This is a genomic window from Microbacterium sp., from assembly GCF_051953575.1.
In the GTDB taxonomy this organism is placed as follows: domain Bacteria; phylum Actinomycetota; class Actinomycetes; order Actinomycetales; family Microbacteriaceae; genus Microbacterium.
The window spans coordinates 1-16,658 of record NZ_JBQCIP010000282.1 but is presented as its reverse complement, the minus strand read 5'-3'; the positions used below and the strand labels follow the sequence as shown (position 1 = coordinate 16,658).

The 16,658-nt window shown below is 70.7% G+C and carries 18 protein-coding genes and 1 tRNA gene; 7 read left to right on the top strand and 12 right to left on the bottom strand.

Annotated features, from left to right (window positions below; genetic code table 11):
• Nucleotides 1-9: 9 nt before the first annotated feature.
• Nucleotides 10-82 (bottom strand) — tRNA-Arg (locus ACTHNQ_RS17755).
• Between the two features lie 107 nt (nucleotides 83-189).
• On the opposite strand from ACTHNQ_RS17755, the gene ACTHNQ_RS17750 reads away from it, so the two are divergent.
• The gene (locus ACTHNQ_RS17750) at nucleotides 190-402 is read left to right on the top strand and encodes a methyltransferase (RefSeq protein WP_440335269.1); all 213 of its coding nucleotides are present in this window, start codon (nucleotides 190-192) and stop codon (nucleotides 400-402) included.
• A 31-nt stretch (nucleotides 403-433) separates the two neighbouring features.
• Here the strand turns inward: ACTHNQ_RS17750 and yczE are convergent, their stop codons facing one another.
• A complete protein-coding gene (yczE, locus tag ACTHNQ_RS17745; RefSeq protein WP_440335268.1) occupies nucleotides 434-1,099 on the bottom strand; it encodes a membrane protein YczE in 666 nt (221 codons plus the stop codon).
• 61 nt (nucleotides 1,100-1,160) lie between these two features.
• Between yczE and yczR the strand changes: the two genes are divergently transcribed.
• On the top strand, nucleotides 1,161-2,585 hold the full coding sequence (gene yczR / locus ACTHNQ_RS17740; RefSeq protein ID WP_440335267.1) for a MocR-like transcription factor YczR: 1,425 nt from the start codon (nucleotides 1,161-1,163) through the stop codon (nucleotides 2,583-2,585).
• Nucleotides 2,586-2,592: 7 nt separating this feature from the next.
• On the opposite strand, the gene ACTHNQ_RS17735 is transcribed toward yczR, so the two are convergent.
• On the bottom strand, nucleotides 2,593-2,856 hold the full coding sequence (locus ACTHNQ_RS17735) for a hypothetical protein (RefSeq protein WP_440335266.1): 264 nt from the start codon (nucleotides 2,854-2,856) through the stop codon (nucleotides 2,593-2,595).
• A 224-nt stretch (nucleotides 2,857-3,080) separates the two neighbouring features.
• Here ACTHNQ_RS17735 and ssb point away from each other — a divergent pair, with 224 nt between their 5' ends.
• The 4 genes from ssb (at nucleotide 3,081) to ACTHNQ_RS17715 (ending at nucleotide 6,493) form a co-directional block, all read left to right on the top strand.
• The gene (gene ssb / locus ACTHNQ_RS17730; protein ID WP_440335265.1) at nucleotides 3,081-3,617 is read left to right on the top strand and encodes a single-stranded DNA-binding protein; all 537 of its coding nucleotides are present in this window, start codon (nucleotides 3,081-3,083) and stop codon (nucleotides 3,615-3,617) included.
• 103 nt (nucleotides 3,618-3,720) lie between these two features.
• Nucleotides 3,721-4,224: a DUF6993 domain-containing protein gene (locus ACTHNQ_RS17725; RefSeq protein ID WP_440335271.1), complete on the top strand. Its 504-nt coding sequence runs from the start codon at nucleotides 3,721-3,723 to the stop codon at nucleotides 4,222-4,224.
• Between the two features lie 75 nt (nucleotides 4,225-4,299).
• The gene (gene ettA / locus ACTHNQ_RS17720; RefSeq protein WP_440335264.1) at nucleotides 4,300-5,979 is read left to right on the top strand and encodes an energy-dependent translational throttle protein EttA; all 1,680 of its coding nucleotides are present in this window, start codon (nucleotides 4,300-4,302) and stop codon (nucleotides 5,977-5,979) included.
• A complete protein-coding gene (locus ACTHNQ_RS17715; protein ID WP_440335263.1) occupies nucleotides 5,972-6,493 on the top strand; it encodes an acyl-CoA thioesterase in 522 nt (173 codons plus the stop codon). The genes ettA and ACTHNQ_RS17715 overlap by 8 nt, the downstream gene beginning before the upstream one ends.
• An 18-nt stretch (nucleotides 6,494-6,511) precedes the next feature.
• Here ACTHNQ_RS17715 and ACTHNQ_RS17710 read toward each other — a convergent pair whose 3' ends face one another.
• Complete coding sequence (locus ACTHNQ_RS17710) at nucleotides 6,512-7,372, bottom strand: acyl-CoA thioesterase (protein WP_440335270.1); 861 nt, start codon at nucleotides 7,370-7,372, stop codon at nucleotides 6,512-6,514.
• A gap of 120 nt (nucleotides 7,373-7,492) precedes the next feature.
• Between ACTHNQ_RS17710 and ACTHNQ_RS17705 the strand changes: the two genes are divergently transcribed.
• Nucleotides 7,493-8,167, top strand: a complete 675-nt coding sequence (locus tag ACTHNQ_RS17705) for a hypothetical protein (protein ID WP_440335262.1) — start codon at nucleotides 7,493-7,495, stop codon at nucleotides 8,165-8,167.
• 27 nt (nucleotides 8,168-8,194) lie between these two features.
• On the opposite strand, the gene ACTHNQ_RS17700 is transcribed toward ACTHNQ_RS17705, so the two are convergent.
• The 8 genes from ACTHNQ_RS17700 to ACTHNQ_RS17665 form a co-directional block, all read right to left on the bottom strand.
• On the bottom strand, nucleotides 8,195-9,859 hold the full coding sequence (locus tag ACTHNQ_RS17700) for an FAD-binding dehydrogenase (RefSeq protein ID WP_440335261.1): 1,665 nt from the start codon (nucleotides 9,857-9,859) through the stop codon (nucleotides 8,195-8,197).
• Between the two features lie 40 nt (nucleotides 9,860-9,899).
• Nucleotides 9,900-10,379, bottom strand: coding sequence for a globin (locus tag ACTHNQ_RS17695; protein WP_440335260.1), 480 nt, complete (start codon nucleotides 10,377-10,379; stop codon nucleotides 9,900-9,902).
• Nucleotides 10,376-11,470 (bottom strand): mechanosensitive ion channel family protein, encoded by a 1,095-nt coding sequence (locus ACTHNQ_RS17690; protein ID WP_440335259.1) that lies wholly within the window; start codon nucleotides 11,468-11,470, stop codon nucleotides 10,376-10,378. Before ACTHNQ_RS17690 ends, ACTHNQ_RS17695 begins: the two co-directional genes overlap by 4 nt.
• A gap of 36 nt (nucleotides 11,471-11,506) precedes the next feature.
• Entirely contained in the window at nucleotides 11,507-12,196 is a 690-nt protein-coding gene (locus ACTHNQ_RS17685) for a response regulator (RefSeq protein ID WP_440335258.1), read from the bottom strand.
• A complete protein-coding gene (locus tag ACTHNQ_RS17680; RefSeq protein WP_440335257.1) occupies nucleotides 12,193-13,455 on the bottom strand; it encodes a sensor histidine kinase in 1,263 nt (420 codons plus the stop codon). Before ACTHNQ_RS17680 ends, ACTHNQ_RS17685 begins: the two co-directional genes overlap by 4 nt.
• A gap of 10 nt (nucleotides 13,456-13,465) precedes the next feature.
• Entirely contained in the window at nucleotides 13,466-14,269 is an 804-nt protein-coding gene (locus ACTHNQ_RS17675) for an ABC transporter permease (protein ID WP_440335256.1), read from the bottom strand.
• Nucleotides 14,266-15,177, bottom strand: a complete 912-nt coding sequence (locus ACTHNQ_RS17670) for an ABC transporter ATP-binding protein (protein ID WP_440335255.1) — start codon at nucleotides 15,175-15,177, stop codon at nucleotides 14,266-14,268. The genes ACTHNQ_RS17675 and ACTHNQ_RS17670 overlap by 4 nt, the downstream gene beginning before the upstream one ends.
• A 157-nt stretch (nucleotides 15,178-15,334) precedes the next feature.
• The coding region (locus ACTHNQ_RS17665; protein ID WP_440335254.1) for an ERAP1-like C-terminal domain-containing protein at nucleotides 15,335-16,658 on the bottom strand (1,324 nt) is incomplete at its 5' end.

The following is a 16,658-nucleotide window of genomic DNA, read 5'->3' as shown; positions in this document are numbered from 1 at the left end:
GCCCCGGTGCCCCCCCGGGAGGATTCGAACCCCCGACCTGGCGGGTAGAAACCGCTCGCTCTGTCCCCTGAGCTACGGAGGGAAGGGTGAGTTCCCAGATTACCCGGTCGCGCCACGCCGTCGCCGACTCTGGTTTCCCGGGGCGTCGCGGCGTAGCGTCGGCCTCGGAGGCATCGAAAGGAGTTCACGATGAGCACCACACAGACGCACCACCCTCTCTGGGTCGCCTTCGGCACCGGCGGCGTGGTCGGCAGCATCCGCAAGGACGACGGCGGCTACACGGTGACGATGGCCGGCGCCGACACGGTCGCGGGCACGTATCCGACGATGGAGGTGGCCAAGAGCGCCCTCCATGCCCGGATGATGCCGGGCAGCGACTGGCCCCGGTTCGAAGAGCACTGATTCCGCAGGCCGTCGCCCCTGTCGGCGCTCGTCAGGGCGCCGGCTCGGCGGCGGCCCCGTCTGCCGGGACCCGAGCGGTCGGGGCCGAATGGGTCGGACGTGCGCGCTCGGGAACGCGTTGCCGGCGCCCGGTGTCGAACAGTGGCAGCGCGACATGCACGAGCGGGCCGATGAGCGCCGCGAACAGCACCGTGCCGATTCCGACCGTCCCGCCGAGCATCCAGCCGATGGCGAGCACGGTCAGCTCGACGAGAGCCCGGCAGAGCCAGATCGGCCAGCCGAGCCGCGAGTTGAGCCCGGTCATCAGCCCGTCTCGCGGGCCCGGGCCGAATCGCGCGCCGATGTAGAGGCCGGATGCGATCGCGACGACGAGGATCCCTGCCAGGAGCGTCGCGGTCTGCGCCAGGAGCCCTGAGACCGGCGGTACGATGCCCAGCACGAGCTGCATGCTGGTGCCGACGAGAAGGATGTTCGCGATCGTCCCGACGCCCGGCTTCTGTCGCAGCGGGATCCACAGCAGCAGCACGAAGAAGCCGACGATGTTGGTGATCCACCCGATGCCGATTCCGGTCCGCAACGACAGGCCCTGGGCGAAGACCGTCCACGGGTCGACGCCGAGTCCTGCCTCGACCGTGAGAGCGCACCCCGCGCCGTAGAGAAACAGGCCGATCAGCAGTTGGGCGACGCGACGACTCATGAAGCCATCCAATCGCAGTATTGGCTCGGTATAAACAGGCCAATGTCGCTACTCTGGCCTCATGGACTCCCGTGTCTCCGCCCGCGCCCTAGCCGCCGCGCTCGGGGGCTGGCGCACCCGTGAACCTGCGTACGAGGCGCTTGCCGACGGCATCCGGCTCCTATGTCTGGACAATCGCATCGCGCCGCGGACCGCTCTGCCCGCGGAGCGCGAACTCTCGGCGGCACTCCACGTGAGTCGCAGCACCGTCGCCGCGGCATACCGGAGCCTGCGTGACACCGGACACATCGCCAGTCTGCGAGGCTCGGGCAGCGTGACACTGCCCGTCGGGCATCGAGACACGGGCCGTGCCGCTGCGACGGACGGCATGATCGACCTTCAGCAGGCCAGCCCGCCCGCCTGGCCGGGGCTGGCGGGCGTCATGGCCGAGGCTGCCGCGAATTCGGCGGCGCTGATCTCGCGCGTCGGCTACGACGTGCTCGGCGGGGCCGACCTCCGCGCGGCGATCGCGGAGCGCTACTCGCGGCGGGGGATCCCCACGTCGCCTGCGGAGGTGCTCGTCACCACCGGTGCACAGAGCGCGATCCATCTGGTGTCGTCGGTGCTTCTGGGAAGGGGCGACCGGGTCGTGGTCGAGACTCCGACGTACCCGCACGCCGTCGACGCCCTCCGACGGGCCGGAGGGCGCCTGGCGGGCGTCCCCGTGACGACCGACGACGGATGGGACGTCGATCGTGCCGAGCAGGTGTTCGCCCGCACCCTGCCGGTCATGGCGTACCTGATGCCCGACTTCCAGAACCCCACCGGGCGGAGCATGACCGCCGAAGAGCGATCGGCCATCCTGAGCGCGGGGGAGCGCGCGGGCACGGTCCTCGTGCTCGACGAGACCACCGGTGACCTCGATATCGACCGCGGACCCATGGCTTCAGGGTTCGTCGATGCCGAGCCCGGAACAGTCGTGCGCATCGGCTCGCTCGGCAAGACCGTGTGGGGCGGGCTGCGCGTCGGCTGGGTGCGTGCCGACGGCGAGCTCATCCGCCGGCTGGTCGCCGCGCGCCCGGCGCACGACCTCGGCACTCCGGAGTTCGAGCAGGCCATCGCCGCCCGTCTGCTCGGCGACTTCGACGCGATCGTCGCCCAGCGCTCCGCGCTGCTGCGTGCCGGAAGGGATGCGGTCGTGGCCGCACTCCGCGCGCAGCTCCCGTCATGGCGCATCCCGGACGTCCATGGCGGTGTGGCCCTGTGGATCGAGCTCGACGCTCCGCTCAGCTCCGCACTCGTGATCGAGGCGCGGTCGCGCGGCGTGCTGCTCACCGCCGGCTCGCGGTTCTCGATCGAAGGCGGGCATGACCGGCATCTGCGCGTGCCGTTCACGTCGCCGCCCGACGACATGGTGCGCGCCGCACGCGTGCTGTCGGATTCTTGGGCGGCGGTGAAGGCCGGCGCGCCGGCGTCCATGGTGGAACACGCGGATGCAGTGGTCTGAGAGCGCCTCAACGCCCGAGTCGTAGGCATTCGACGGCGTCATCGGCGCTCCAGAAGTCGCCGAGGTCGCGGAATGCATGGGTGGCGGCGTGGAACCGACGCGCGCGGAAGCGCGTCTCTCCGCCTTCGGGGACGGCCTGGAGATGGCCGATGACGAGACCGGCGGGGTCCCGCACCCGCCACAGACCGGGGGCGGCGGGATCGAGCCGCACTCGCGCGCGGGCCGAGACGTGAGGCGGGGTCAGCCCGCGCGTTTCGAGGATCATCGTCATGTTCTCTCCTTCCGCTTCGAAGATACGTTCTACCTCCGACACTGCGAGGAGACGGCTCCCTTCCTCCCCAGCGACCGTGGTCGGCACGGTTCTCCCCAGATCGCACGGGAGAAGTCCCGTCGCACCTCGGGCCCGGACAGGCTGTTCCCATCCGCCGGCGCCTTCGGGCACGGGGCGCCGGCGGATCCGGGGACAGCCCTCGGATCCGAGAGAGAGGAACCGACATGAGCGATCTGTACGACACCATCACCGTCACGGGGAACGTGGCGAGCGAGCCGCAGTTCAAACGCACGCAGAACGGCGTGGCGATCACCTCGTTCCGCGTGGCGAGCGGACAGCGGAAGTACGACAGGCAGGCGGAGCGATGGGTCGACTCCGGCACGAACTGGTACACGGTCTCGGTGTTCCGCGGTCTCGCGGACCACGCGTTCGCGTCGCTCCACCGCGGCGACCGCGTGATCCTCACCGGTCGGCTGCGGCAGCGCGAGTGGGAGAGCGGCGACAAGAGCGGCATCGCCTTCGACATCGAGGCCGATGCGGTCGGTCACGATCTGCTGTGGGGCACCACCACCTTCGTCAAGGACGAGCGGCGCCGCGCCGTCGACCCCGTGCCCGTCGACGCGTGGCAGACCACCGCCGACGCGGATGCCTGGGCCGCCCCCGGCGTCGGAGGCGCTGAGCAGGCCGACGTCCCCGAACTGGTGGGTGCTCATGCCGGAGGAGGCGCCGGCGACGCCGATCCGGCGGACGCACCGTTCTGAGGATGCCGGTCCCACGGCGTTCAGAGGGGAGCCGGGCACGCGCACGTAGACTGCGTCCGTGTCCCGACTCCCTGCACCGGCCGCGAACGCTGTGACGACACGAATGCGGCGCGGAGCGGTCGGGCTGCTGACGATGACGGTCATCGGTGTCCTGGCCGCCTGTGCACCGGTCGCGCCGGCACCCACGCCGAGCGGAACCTCGATCTCGCTCACGACCGGGCCGACATCCGGCGGCTCACCGAGCGCCGGCGCGACAGACTCGCCGGCGCCGGCGCCGACCCTCGTGCCGGACGGCACCGCGGCGGACAACCTGCCGTACTTCGCAGCAGTCACGGCCGCGGTCTGGGCGACGGACTCGCGCGTGTCGGGGCGCGCCTACATCGACGCGCTCGTGGCAGCCGGTTTCGACAAGACGGCGATGCAGGTCACCAGCGACACCTCCACCGTCGGCAACCCGGCGGAGAGCATCCAGTTCTCCGTCCGGTGGGGTGACGAGTGCCTTGTCGGCCAGATCGGCCCGGCCACCGGCGATCCGGTCACCGTCGTGGTGCCGGTCGTGGCCGAGGGGACGTGCCTCATCGGCCAGACCCGGCCCATCGACTGGTGACCGCGGCCACCGAGCGCGCGTGCACGGCCGGTAGGCTGGGACGCTGACGTCTGATGCAAGGAGAACGAGAACCCGATGGCTGAGTACATCTACTCGATGGTCCGCGCCCGCAAGGCGGTCGGCGAGAAGCTGATCCTCGACGACGTGACCATGGCATTCCTGCCGGGCGCCAAGATCGGCATGGTGGGCCCGAACGGCGCCGGAAAGTCGACGATCCTCAAGATCATGGCGGGGCTCGACACCCCGTCCAACGGCGAGGCGAAGCTGTCACCCGGATTCACGGTCGGCATCCTCATGCAGGAGCCCGAGCTGGACGAGTCCAAGACGGTGCTGGAGAACATCCAGGAGGGCGTCGCCATCAAGGCGAAGCTGGACCGCTTCAATGAGATCTCCGGTCTCATGGCCGACCCGGACGCCGACTTCGACGCGCTCCTGGCCGAGATGGGCACGCTGCAGGAAGAGATCGACGCCGCGGACGCGTGGGACCTGGACTCGCAGCTCGAGCAGGCGATGGACGCGCTGCGCACTCCGCCGGCCGATGCCTCGGTCGCGAACCTGTCGGGTGGTGAGCGGCGCCGCGTCGCCCTCGCGAAGCTGCTCCTGCAGAAGCCCGACCTCCTCCTGCTCGACGAGCCGACGAACCACCTCGACGCCGAGAGCGTGCTGTGGCTCGAGCAGCACTTGCAGAAGTACGCGGGCGCCGTGATCGCCATCACGCACGACCGGTACTTCCTCGACAACGTCGCGGAATGGATCGCCGAGGTCGACCGCGGCCGGCTCATCGGCTACGAGGGCAACTACTCGACCTACCTCGAGAAGAAGGCCGAGCGGCTCGCCATCCAGGGCAAGAAGGACGCGAAGCTCGCCAAGCGTCTGGCCGAAGAGCTCGACTGGGTCCGCTCGAACCAGAAGGGCCGCCAGGCGAAGTCGAAGGCCCGTCTGGCCCGCTACGAAGAGATGGCCGCCGAGGCGGACCGGACCCGCAAGCTCGACTTCGAAGAGATCACGATCCCGCCGGGGCCGCGTCTGGGCAGCGTCGTGATCGAGGCCAAGAAGCTCCAGAAGGGCTTCGACGGCCGCTCGCTCATCGACGGGCTGAGCTTCACCCTGCCGCCGAACGGCATCGTCGGCGTCATCGGCCCCAACGGTGTCGGAAAGACCACGCTGTTCAAGACGATCGTCGGCCTCGAGCCGCTCGACGGCGGCGACCTCAAGATCGGCGAGACGGTCAAGATCAGCTACGTCGATCAGTCGCGCGCGAGCATCGACCCCAATAAGACGCTGTGGGAAGTCGTCTCGGACGGCCTCGACATCATCACTGTCGGCAAGACCGAGATCCCCTCGCGGGCGTACGTCTCGAAGTTCGGTTTCAAGGGGCCCGACCAGCAGAAGAAGGCGGGTGTGCTCTCCGGCGGTGAGCGCAACCGTCTCAACCTCGCCCTCACGCTCAAAGAGGGCGGCAACCTGCTGCTCCTCGACGAGCCGACGAACGACCTCGACGTCGAGACGCTGCAGTCGCTCGAGAACGCCCTGCTGGAGTTCCCCGGCTGCGCCGTCGTGATCACGCACGATCGGTGGTTCCTCGACCGCATCGCGACGCACATCCTGGCCTACGAGGGCACCGAGGAGAACCCCGACCAGTGGTACTGGTTCGAGGGCAACTTCGAGGCCTACGAGGCGAACAAGATCGACCGCCTCGGCGCGGATGCGGCCCGCCCGCACCGGACCACGTACCGCAAGCTGACGCGTGACTGACACGGCAGGCACGGAGGCCGCTCCCGTCGGGGGCGGCCTCCGGCTGCACGTCCCCATCCACGTGCGGTGGGGCGACCTCGACGCGTTCAACCACGTCAACAACACGTCGATGCTGAAGCTCCTCGAAGAGGCGCGCGTCCGCGCGTTCTGGATCCCCGCCCCGGGTGAGGACGCCCCCACGACGGCGGTGCTCGATTCCAGCATCCACAGCGGCGTGCTGACGCTCATCGCGCGGCAAGAGATCGAGTACCTCGCTCCCGTGCCCTACCAGCGGCATCCGCTCGACGTGCAGATGTGGTTCGGCAAGATCGGCGGATCGAGCATCGAGGTCTGCTACGAGGTCTACAGCCCCGTCGAGGCCCAAGACGTCCCGCGCGTGCTCTATGCGCGGGCGACCACGGTCGTCGTGAAAGTGGATGCCGCCACAGGCCGCCCGCTCCGCCTGACGGCGGCCGAGCGCGACGCGTGGTCGCCGTACGTCGGCGAGCCCATCCGCTACGCACACCGCCACTGAGCGGCGGGGGAGCGCGCGTCAGGCCTGCGTGGCGCGGTCCTCCGGGACACGCACCATGATCTCCTGCGCCACGCTGGCGAGCAGCGCGCCGCGGGCGCTGTAGATGCGGCCCGTGGCCAGTCCGCGGCCGCCGCGGGCGCTCGGGGACTCCTGGACGTACAGCATCCATTCGTCCACCCGACCGAACCTGTGCCACCACATCGCGTGGTCGAGGCTCGCCACCTTGAGGCCGGGCGTGGTCCAGGCGATCCCGTGTGCGCGCAGGATGGACTCCTGGATCGTCAGGTCGGTCAGGTACGCCAGCGCCGCGCGGTGGATCGCCGGGTCGTCGGGGATCTGCCGGCGCACCCGCATCCACACCATCTGCTCGGGCTGCTGCGGCCCCTCGACGGCCGTGTAGATCGGCGACGGGATGTGCCGCAGCTCCACCGGCCGGTCGGTGAAGAACCTCTTCGACATCGGGTGAAGGCCGTCCAGCCGCGCCTCGATGTCGGGCAGGTCATCGGGATGCGGCACGCCGGCCGGCATCGCCGCCTGATGTTCCAGGCCCGGATCCTCGTCCTGGAACGACGCGATCATCGAGAAGATCGGCACGCCCTCCTGGTAGGCCTGGGTGCGTCGGGTCGAGAACGAGCGTCCGTCGTGGATGCGGTCGACCGAGAACGTGATGCCCTTCGCCGAGTCGCCCGGCCGCAGGAAGTAGCCGTGCATCGAGTGCACCTTGCGGTCATCCGGGAGGGTGCGGGATGCCGCAACGATCGACTGCGCGAGCACCTGGCCCCCGTAGACCCGGCCGAGCGGCATCGACTGCGAGCGCCCCGTGAAGATGTCCTCCGTCGTGCGCGCGTCGGAGCCGCTGAGGTCGAGCACCGAGAGCATCGACGCGACGGCGTCGGCGGGAGGATCGGCGGGGTGCTCGGCGTTCACGGGTCTCCTCGACGTCGGGTGCGTGGATGGGGGCGACGGGCGCCCGTCGTTCCGCTTGGTAGCTTAGGGGCGATGCCTCCCCGCCTGCTGTTCGCCGATCCTTCCTCCGCCGCGGACGCGCTCACCTTCGCCGGCCGCGCCGCCCGCTTCACGGACGAGGGCGTGCGCCTGCAGGCGTCGGGCGGCGTGCTGGCGATGACAGCCGCCCCGCTGGCGCCGAAGGGGCTGGGCGACGCGACGCCGACCGTGCTCGCGATGCGCACGCTCGCCGCCGACCCCGAGCTCGTGTGCGACCTCGTGGTGGACGCATCCTCCCTGGCCGCCGTCGCCGACGACCCGCTCGCCCTGACGCTGCCCGAGACGGCGCTGTCGGCCGCCTGGGCGGGGATCGCGCCACCGCGCAGCGGGTGGGCGCCGCGCCCCGGCATAGAGGCGTCCACGCTGGCGGCCAAGGCGCAGGGCGGCATCGCCCGGGTCTCGGACGCGGTGCCGACGGATGCCGGCGAAGACGTCGTCCGTGCGGTGCGCGCGGCCGTGTGGGGTGCACCCGACGACGAGCTCGGCGGGCTGCCGCTCGGCGTGGCGTTCGCTGCGCTCAGCATGGGGTTCATCAGCGGCGCAGAGACCTCGCGCGTGTTCGCGAACGGCCCATGGACACGGGTCACTCTCGACCGCGGTCACGTCGTCGTTCGCGGGCCCCTGGTTTCAGGTCTGACGCCCGTGCGGCGCACCGGACGCGCCGACTGAGATCGGCGCGGCCCGGCGCGGAGCAGGTCAGACGGCCGCTGCGGCCGCCCGGCCGGCGACCCGCCCCGAGAAGAGGCATCCTCCGACGAAGGTGCCTTCCAGCGCGCGGTAGCCGTGCACGCCGCCGCCCCCGAACCCGCTGGCTTCGCCTGCCGCGTAAAGTCCCGGCACCGGTTCCCCGTTCGCACCGAGCGCGCGGGCCGACAGGTCCGTCTCGATGCCGCCCAGAGACTTGCGGGTCAGCACGTGGAGCTTGACGGCGATCAGCGGCCCGGAGTCGCGCGCGAGGATGCGGTGCGGGCTCGCCGTCCGGATGAGCCGGTCGCCGCGGAACGCGCGCGCCGAGCGCAGCATCGCGATCTGCGCGTCCTTCGTGAAGTCGTTGTCGATCTCGCGATCGCGCGCCTCGACCTCGAACCGCACCCGCTCCGGATCCAGTGCTTCGCCGCCCGGCAGCGCCTGCATGCCCGCGATGAGGTCGTCCAGCTTCTCGCGCACGACGAAGTCGGCCCCCTTGTCCATGAACGCCTGCACAGGGCCGGCAGCGCCCTTGCCGAGCCGCGACTTCGCCAGCAGCCGTACGTCCTTGCCGGTGAGGTCGGGATTCTGCTCGCTGCCCGAGAGCGTGAACTCCTTCTCGATGATCTTCTGCGACAGCACGAACCACGAGTGGTCGTACCCGGTCGCACGCAGGTGGGCGAGGGTGCCGAGCGTGTCGAAGCCGGGGAACAGCGGGACGGGCAGCCGCGTGCCGGTGGCATCCAGCCACACCGACGACGGACCGGGGAGGATGCGGATGCCGTGGTCGGGCCACACGGGATCCCAGTTCTGGATGCCCTCGACGTAGTGCCACATGCGGTCGCCGTTGATGAGGCGGGCGCCGGCGGCCTCGGCGACCGGCTGCATCGAGCCGTCGACGTACGCCGGGACGCCGGTGATCATCGTCTGCGGGGGAGTGCCCAGGCGCGCGGGCCACCACCGGCGCACGAGCTCGTGATTGCCGCCGATGCCGCCCGATGCGACGATCGTCGCCTGCGCGGCCACCGTGAACGTGTCGACGGCGTCGCGCGAGCTCGCCACACCCCGTGCGGCGCCGGAGGGCTCGAGGATCTCGCCCTCGGCGCCGGTGACGACACCGTCCTCGACGGTCAGCGCGGTGACCTTGTGGCGCGGCAGGATCGTCACCCGGCCGTCGGCCTCGGCGGCCTCGACCTCCGCCTGGAAGGGGGCGACGATGCCGGGGCCGGTGCCCCAGGTGATGTGGAACCGCGGCACCGAGTTGCCGGGGCCGGTGGCGGTGTAGCCGCCGCGCTCCGCCCACCCCACGATCGGGAAGAACCCGACGCCCTTCTCGCGCAGCCACGCGCGCTTCTCCTGGTGCGCGAACTGCAGGTATGCCTCGGCCCACCGGCGCGGCCACAGGTCCTCATCGCGGTCGAAACCGGCGTTGCCGAACCAGTCCTGGCGGGCGAGCTCGAGAGAGTCCTTGATCCCGAGGCGGCGCTGCTCGGGGGAGTCCACAAAGAACAGGCCGCCGAACGACCACCAGGCCTGGCCACCGAGGTTGGTGCGAGGCTCCTGATCGACGATCGTGACCTTCTTGCCCGCGGCGGCGGCTTCGGCGGCGGCGACGAGTCCGGCCAGCCCCCATCCGATCACGAGCACGTCGGTGCGATGGGTGGCTGCGGGCATGTCGACTCCTTCGTCGGCCGGGGGGATCTCGGGTGGGCTGTCAGCGGGTGGGTTCGGTGCTGGTCGGCGGGACGGCCGTGACAGGAAGGGATGCCGCGGCCCGGGCGCCTGCCGCGGGCCCGATGCCGGACGGCTCGAACGTGTTCACCATCGCCTGCGCGGCGCGCTGGAGGTAGTCCCACAGGGTCGCCTCGTGCAGCGGGGGAAGCTCCAGCGCATCGACGGCGACACGCATGTGTGCGAGCCAGCGGTCACGCGCGTCGGGATTGACGTGGAACGGCGCGTGACGCATCCGCAGCCGCGGGTGGCCCCGCTCCTCGCCGTACGTCGTCGGGCCGCCCCAGTACTGCTCCAGGAACGTCGTCAGCCGGTGCTTGGCGGGGCCCAGGTCCTCTTCGGGATACATCGGCCGCAGCACCGCGTCATCGGCGACACCCGCGTAGAACGCGTCGACGAGGCGGACGAACGTGTCGTGGCCGCCGACCTCGTCGTAGAAGCTCATCGGGGTCGCATCGCTCATGACTGTCCTCCGGGAGTCGCGCTGGGGTCTTCGTCGGGCGACGGCGGCTTCTTCTTGGACGTGCGCTTGGGCTTCCACACGGCGCCCTCGGCGGCAGGCGTGACGGGATTGGGCCGCGTCTTCGGCGGATTGGCGCCGCGCACGCGCTGGGCGCCTTCGAGGCCGGTGGGCATGACAGCGGTGAGCGAGGGGAGCGAGATGCCCATCTCGTCGATGGCGTGCTTCAGCCGCATGCGCAGCTCCCGCGCCACGTCGTCCTTGGCGTTGGCCCGGGTCTTGATCACGAGGCGGATGACCAGGGCGTCGCCCGAGATCGACTCCAGGCCCCACACCTCGGGCTGCTCGATGATCCGCGTGCGCCACTTGGGATCCTTGGCGAGCCCGCGGGCGGTGTCGAGCATGACCCGCTCGACCTCGTCGATGTCGGAGTCGACCGCGACCGAGAGGTCGAGGATGACGCGCGACCAGCCCTGCGAGAGGTTGCCGATGCGTGTGATCTCGCCGTTGCGGACGTACCAGAGGGTGCCGTTCACGTCACGCACATGCGTGACGCGCACGCTCACGTACTCCACGATGCCGGTGGCCAGGCCGAGGTCGACGACGTCGCCGATGCCGACCTGGTCCTCGGCGACGATGAAGATGCCGTTCAGGACGTCCTTGACGATGTTCTGCGCGCCGAAGCCGAGGCCGGCGCCGACAGCGGCGGTCAGCAGGGTCAGCGAGCCGAGGGCCGTGGGCGCGAGCACGTTGATGATGAGCAGCAGCGCGATGATCACGACGGTGACGTTGACGATGTTGCTGAGGATCGACCCCAGCGTCCGCGTGCGCTGCACCAGGCGGACTGAGGCGAGCGGTGAGCGCTCCAGCGCCTGGGTGTCGTCGACGTTGGCCTTCGACTTCGCGCCGTTCACGATGCGGTTCACGACGCGGCGGATCACGAGGCGCAGGATCCAGACGAGCAGGAAGGCGCCGACGATGATGCCGACCACGGCGAGCACGTTCCATCCCGCAGACACGAAGAACTCCCCGACGCTCTGCCAGAAGGTGGCAGTGGTGATGGCGGGGGGATCCTCGAGGGGCACGGAAGTCATCTCCACAAGCCTAACGATCGCGGCCTTGGAAAGACCTCAGCGCACGGGCGGGAGCGGGTCGTGGTCGTCGAGCAGCCGAAGGCGGTGGGCGAGGATGACGGCGTGCACCCGGTCCCGTGCGCCGATCTTCGCCAGCACCCTGCCGACGTGCGTCTTGACGGTCGACTCGCTCAGGAACAGCTGCTGTGAGATCTCGCTGTTGGTGTACCCGCGCCCCATCGCCAGGAACACCTCGCGTTCGCGCTCGGTGAGCTCGCCCGTCGGGTCAGGGATCACGGGCTGCGCGGTCGGCTGCGATCCCAGGCGGTTCAGCAGCACCCGCGTGATCCGCGGCGAGAGCGGGGTGTCGCCGCGGTGCACGGCGCGGATGGCCGACGTGAGCTCGGCCCGCTGCGCATCCTTCAGCAGGAACCCGCTGGCTCCGGCATCCAGCGCTCCGAAGGCGTACTCGTCGAGGTCGAACGTGGTGAGCACGAGCACGCGTGTGTCGGGGGCGAGGCGGGCGATCAGGGCGGTCGCCGCGATGCCGTCGAGGACCGGCATCCGCACATCCATCAGCACGACGTCCGGACGCAGCCGCACCGCGAGGTCGGCGGCCTCCTGCCCGTCGCCTGCTTCGCCGACGACCTCCAGGTCGTCCTCCGATTCGAGGACGAGCCTGAAGCCGACGCGGATGAGCGCCTGGTCGTCGGCGATCAGCACCCGGATGGGGGCGGCATCGCTCATCGGTCGTCCTCTCGGGGCGGGGTGGGCTCGGCGTCGGGCGCGGTCGCGGGGATGGAGGCCGTGAGGTCCCAGCCACCGGCGCCGTCGGGACCGGCCGACAGCGTGCCGCCGATGTGCGCCGTGCGCTCGGCGATCCCTCGCAGACCGAAGCCGCCCGCCCCGAGGGACGGCTCGGCCCGGTCGTTGTGCACCGTGACGATGGTGGCCTCCGCGCCGTGCTCGACGCTCACGCGGATGGCGGTGGCCGAGGGGGCGTGCCGCATGGCGTTGGTGACGCCCTCCTGCACGATGCGGCCGACGGCGTACTGCGCCGCGTCCGACAGTTCGGCCGCCCCGGTGACGACGAGGGTGGCGGGGTACCCGGCGCGCTGCGCCGAGGCGACGACGTCGTACGGCGACACGGGCGCGAGGGGCGCGAGCGGGGCGTCCGCGTCGCCGTCGCGCAGCACGCCGAGCATCATGCGCATCTCGGTGAGCGCCTCGCGCGCGGTGCCGGCCGCAGCTTCCATGGCGCCGCGGGCACGGTCGACGTCGGGTGTGGCGGCGGCGCCTTCGGCGAGGGCCACGATCACCGTCAGCGAGTGCGACACGACGTCGTGCATCTCGCGGGCGATGCGGGCGCGTTCGTCCGCCGCAGCGAGCTGCGCCTGCTGGTCGCGCTCGACGACGAGCTGGCGTGAGCGGTCGATGACGGCCTCCAGATACCGCTTGCGGTTGCCGATGTTGATGCCGACGAGTGCGCCCACAAGTGCGACGACGGCCGCAGCCAGCAGCGCGTTCAGCGCGGCCTGCAGATCGGCGGCGCCCACGAGCACGCTCACTGCGCCGACCACCGCGATCGCGCCCATGCCCACGCCGTACGCGATCCAGCACAGGCGGCTCGACCCGTAGACGGCGACGGCGTACATCGAGAGGATCAGCAGCGGCGAGCCGGCGGCCGACGGATACGCGAGCATCACGAGCTGCAGCAGCACGGCGAGCGCGTAGGGCACCAGCGGCCACCGGCGGCGCAGCAGGAGCGATGCGGCGGCCGCGAGGGCGATCCCAATCGAGACGATGTGGAACGCCGCCCCGGGATCGGCGTCGCCGGTGCCGACCGGGCCGGCCGTGGTCAGGGCGATGGCGAGGCCGATGAGCGCGACGAGGATGTCGGTGAAGAGCGGATGCCGGGCCCAGAACCGCCGGATCACGCCGGGCGGGCGTGGCAGCAGCAGCTCCGCATCCACCGGTTCGGATGCGGAGCTGCGGCGAGGTGCCATGGGCTCGACTCTACGCGTCACGCGTGCGCAGGACGCCCCAGCCGATCAGCAGCGGGATGAGCGTCCAGCCGGCCAGTGCGAGCAGGGCGGGCACGATGTCCTCGGCCCCGGGGGCCGTGAGCGTCGAGGCCGCGTTCATCGGCAGGTACCTGCCGAGGTCGACGATCCAGCGCCATCCCTCGCCGGCCATGGTGAACATCGTGACCACGATCGGCAGGACGAACAGCACGCCCACCGTGCTCGCGATCGCACCGGCGCCGTTGCGCACGATGAAGCCGAAGCCGAGGCCGATGAGGGTGAAGGCCACCATGGACAGCACGCCGTAGGCGAGGGGGACGATCGAGAGCGACGGCTCGGACCGGTCGATGCCCTGCGCAAGGAGCGGCGCCGTGGCGACGATCGCGATCACGTACGTCACGACGGTGACCACCGCCATGAGCGCCGCGATGACGACGGCCTTGGCGGCGACGACGGCTCCGCGTCGCGGCTCCGCGGTCAGTGTCGAGCGGATCATGCCGGTCGAGTACTCGCCGGTGATCACGATCGCCCCCAGGATGCCCGCTACGAGCATCGTGAACTGGATCGGCATGAGGATGGCGCTGACGGCGGGGAAGCCCGGACCGAAGCTCGACGACGCGCCCGCGATCATCATCGAGATGCCGATGGACAGCGCCGCCGTGATCCCGAGCGACCACCACGTGGAGCGCACCGATGTGATCTTGATCCATTCGCTGCGCAGCAGGTGTCCGAAGGTGAGGCGGTAGGGCGAAGCGGTGCGCGTGCGCGTGGCCGGTGCGGCGGCGACGGCGGTCATGAGATCTCCTTGGTCTTGTACTCGACAGAGCTCTCGGTGAGGGCGAGGTACGCCTGTTCGAGCGAGCCGGTCGTGGTGGTCAGTTCGTGGACGGGGATGCCGTGGGCTGCGGCGGTGTCGCCGACGAACTCCGGGGTCACGCCCGTGATCTCGAGCAGTCCCGGCGTGGTGCTGGTGATGCTCACGTCGGGGCCGGCCACGAGGCCTGCCAGTTCGGCGGCGCGCGGACTGCGCACGCGCATCGAGATGGTCGTCCAGGCCCGCACGAGGTCGTCGAGCGGTGCGTCGGCGAGCACGCGCCCGCGTCCCAGCACGACGATGTGGTCGGCCGTCTGAGCCATCTCGCTCATGAGGTGACTCGACAGCAGTACGGTGCGGCCTTCGGAGGCCGCGTGGCGAACGAAGTCGCGCACCCAGCGCACCCCTTCGGGGTCGAGTCCGTTGACGGGCTCGTCGAGGATGAGGGTCTGCGGGTCGCCGAGCAGCGCCGAGGCGATGCCCAGCCGCTGTCCCATGCCGAGCGAGAACTTGCCCGCACGCTTGTTCGCGACCGAGTCGAGGCCCGTGATCCGGATCACCTCGTCGACGCGGGAGAGCGGGATGCCGTGGGTCGCCGCCATCGCCCGCAGGTGGTTGCGCGCCGTGCGGCCGGTGTGGACGGCCTTGGCGTCGAGGAGCACGCCCACCTCGGTGAGCGGTGCGCGCAGCGCCCGGTAGTCCTGCCCGTCGACCGTGGTGCGCCCGGACGTCGGGCGATCGAGCCCGACGATCATCCGCATCGTGGTGGACTTGCCGGCGCCGTTCGGGCCGAGGAAGCCCGTCACCTTCCCGGGCTGGACGGTGAACGACACACCGTCAACGGCGGTCTTGTCCCCGAATCTCTTCGTGAGCTCTTCTGCAACGATCATGCATCCGACGCTACGGGCGCGCCTGCGTCATCCGCGTCCTCCTGCGGTGCCGTCGTGCTGTGCGGAGGCGGTACCGCGGGATGATTCCTCGTGCCCATACGGCGGATGCCTCAGCCCGCACGCGCGGGCCGAGGCATCCGATCGATCTGCAGCTCGACTACTGCGCGTCGCGGTCCTGGACGGCGAGGGCACGCTCGACGCCGGCGAGGTTCTCGGCGACGAGACGGCGCAGCGCGGGTGCGGCGTCGGCGTTGGCCTCGAGCCACGCGCGCGTCGCATCGCGCAGTGCGACGTCGGCGAGCGGAGCCGGGTAGAGGCCCACGATCAGGTACTGCGCGATCTGGTAGGTGCGCGAGTTCCAGATCGGCAGCAGCGCGTCGAAATAGCGCGCGACGTAGTCGCCCAGCAGGTCGCGACCGGCCGGGTGCACGAAGCCGAGCGCCGCGGAGCGGACGATCGTGTTGGGCTGATCGTCGTTGTCGACGAGCGAGGCCCACGCCGCGTCCTTCGCCTCGGCCGAGGGGAGGGCCGCCTTCGCCTGCGCGGCGAACTCACCGCCCTTGGCCGTGTTGTCGGCCTCCAGCGCCGCGTCGATGTCGGCGGCGGTCACGGCGCCCCCGGCGGCCAGCGAGACGAGCAGCTGCCACGACAGGTCGGTGTCGACCTCGAGTCCCTCGAACGACTCGGCGCCCTCGCGCACCGCGCGCACCTTGTCCCACTGAGCCGCCGTGGCCGCCGCGGACGCGAAGGCCGTCACGAACTGCAGCTGGCTGTCGCTGCCGGCCTCTGCTGCCTGCGCCAGCTCCCACAGCGCGTCGGCGACCTTGGCGCGAGTGGCGTCGCGCTTCTCGGGCGCGACGTACGAGTTCGCGGCGAGCTGCAGCTGCGCGAGCGTCGTGCGGACCGTCGTCGACTCGGTCTCTGCGCCGATGTTGCGCAGCACGAGGTCGATGTAGTCGCTCGGGGAGGCCTCGGCATCCCGGGTCTGATCCCACGCGGCGCCCCACACGAGGGAGCGGGCGAGCGGGTCGCTGATCTTCGCGAGATGCTCGATCGCCGTGGCGATCGAGCGCTCGTCGAGGCGGATCTTGGCGTAGGCGAGATCATCGTCGTTGAGCAGCACGAGATCGGGCCGCTCGATGCCCTTGAGCTCCGGCACCTCGGTGAGGTCGCCGTCGACGTCGAGCTCTACGCGGTGGACGCGCACGAGCGCATCGCCGCGCAGGCTGTAGAAGCCGACCCCGAGGCGGTGCGGACGGATCGTCGGGTAGTCGGCGGGTGCCGTCTGGACGATCGCGAAGCGCGTGATCCTGCCGTCGACATCCGTCGCGATCTCGGGCGAGAGCGTGTTGACGCCGGCGGTCTCGAGCCACTTCTTCGACCAGGTGCCGAGCTCCCGGCCGCTGGTCGTCTCGAGCTCGACGAGGAGGTCGGACAGCTCGGTGTTCGAGAACTGGTGCTTCTTGAAGGAGGCCGCCACG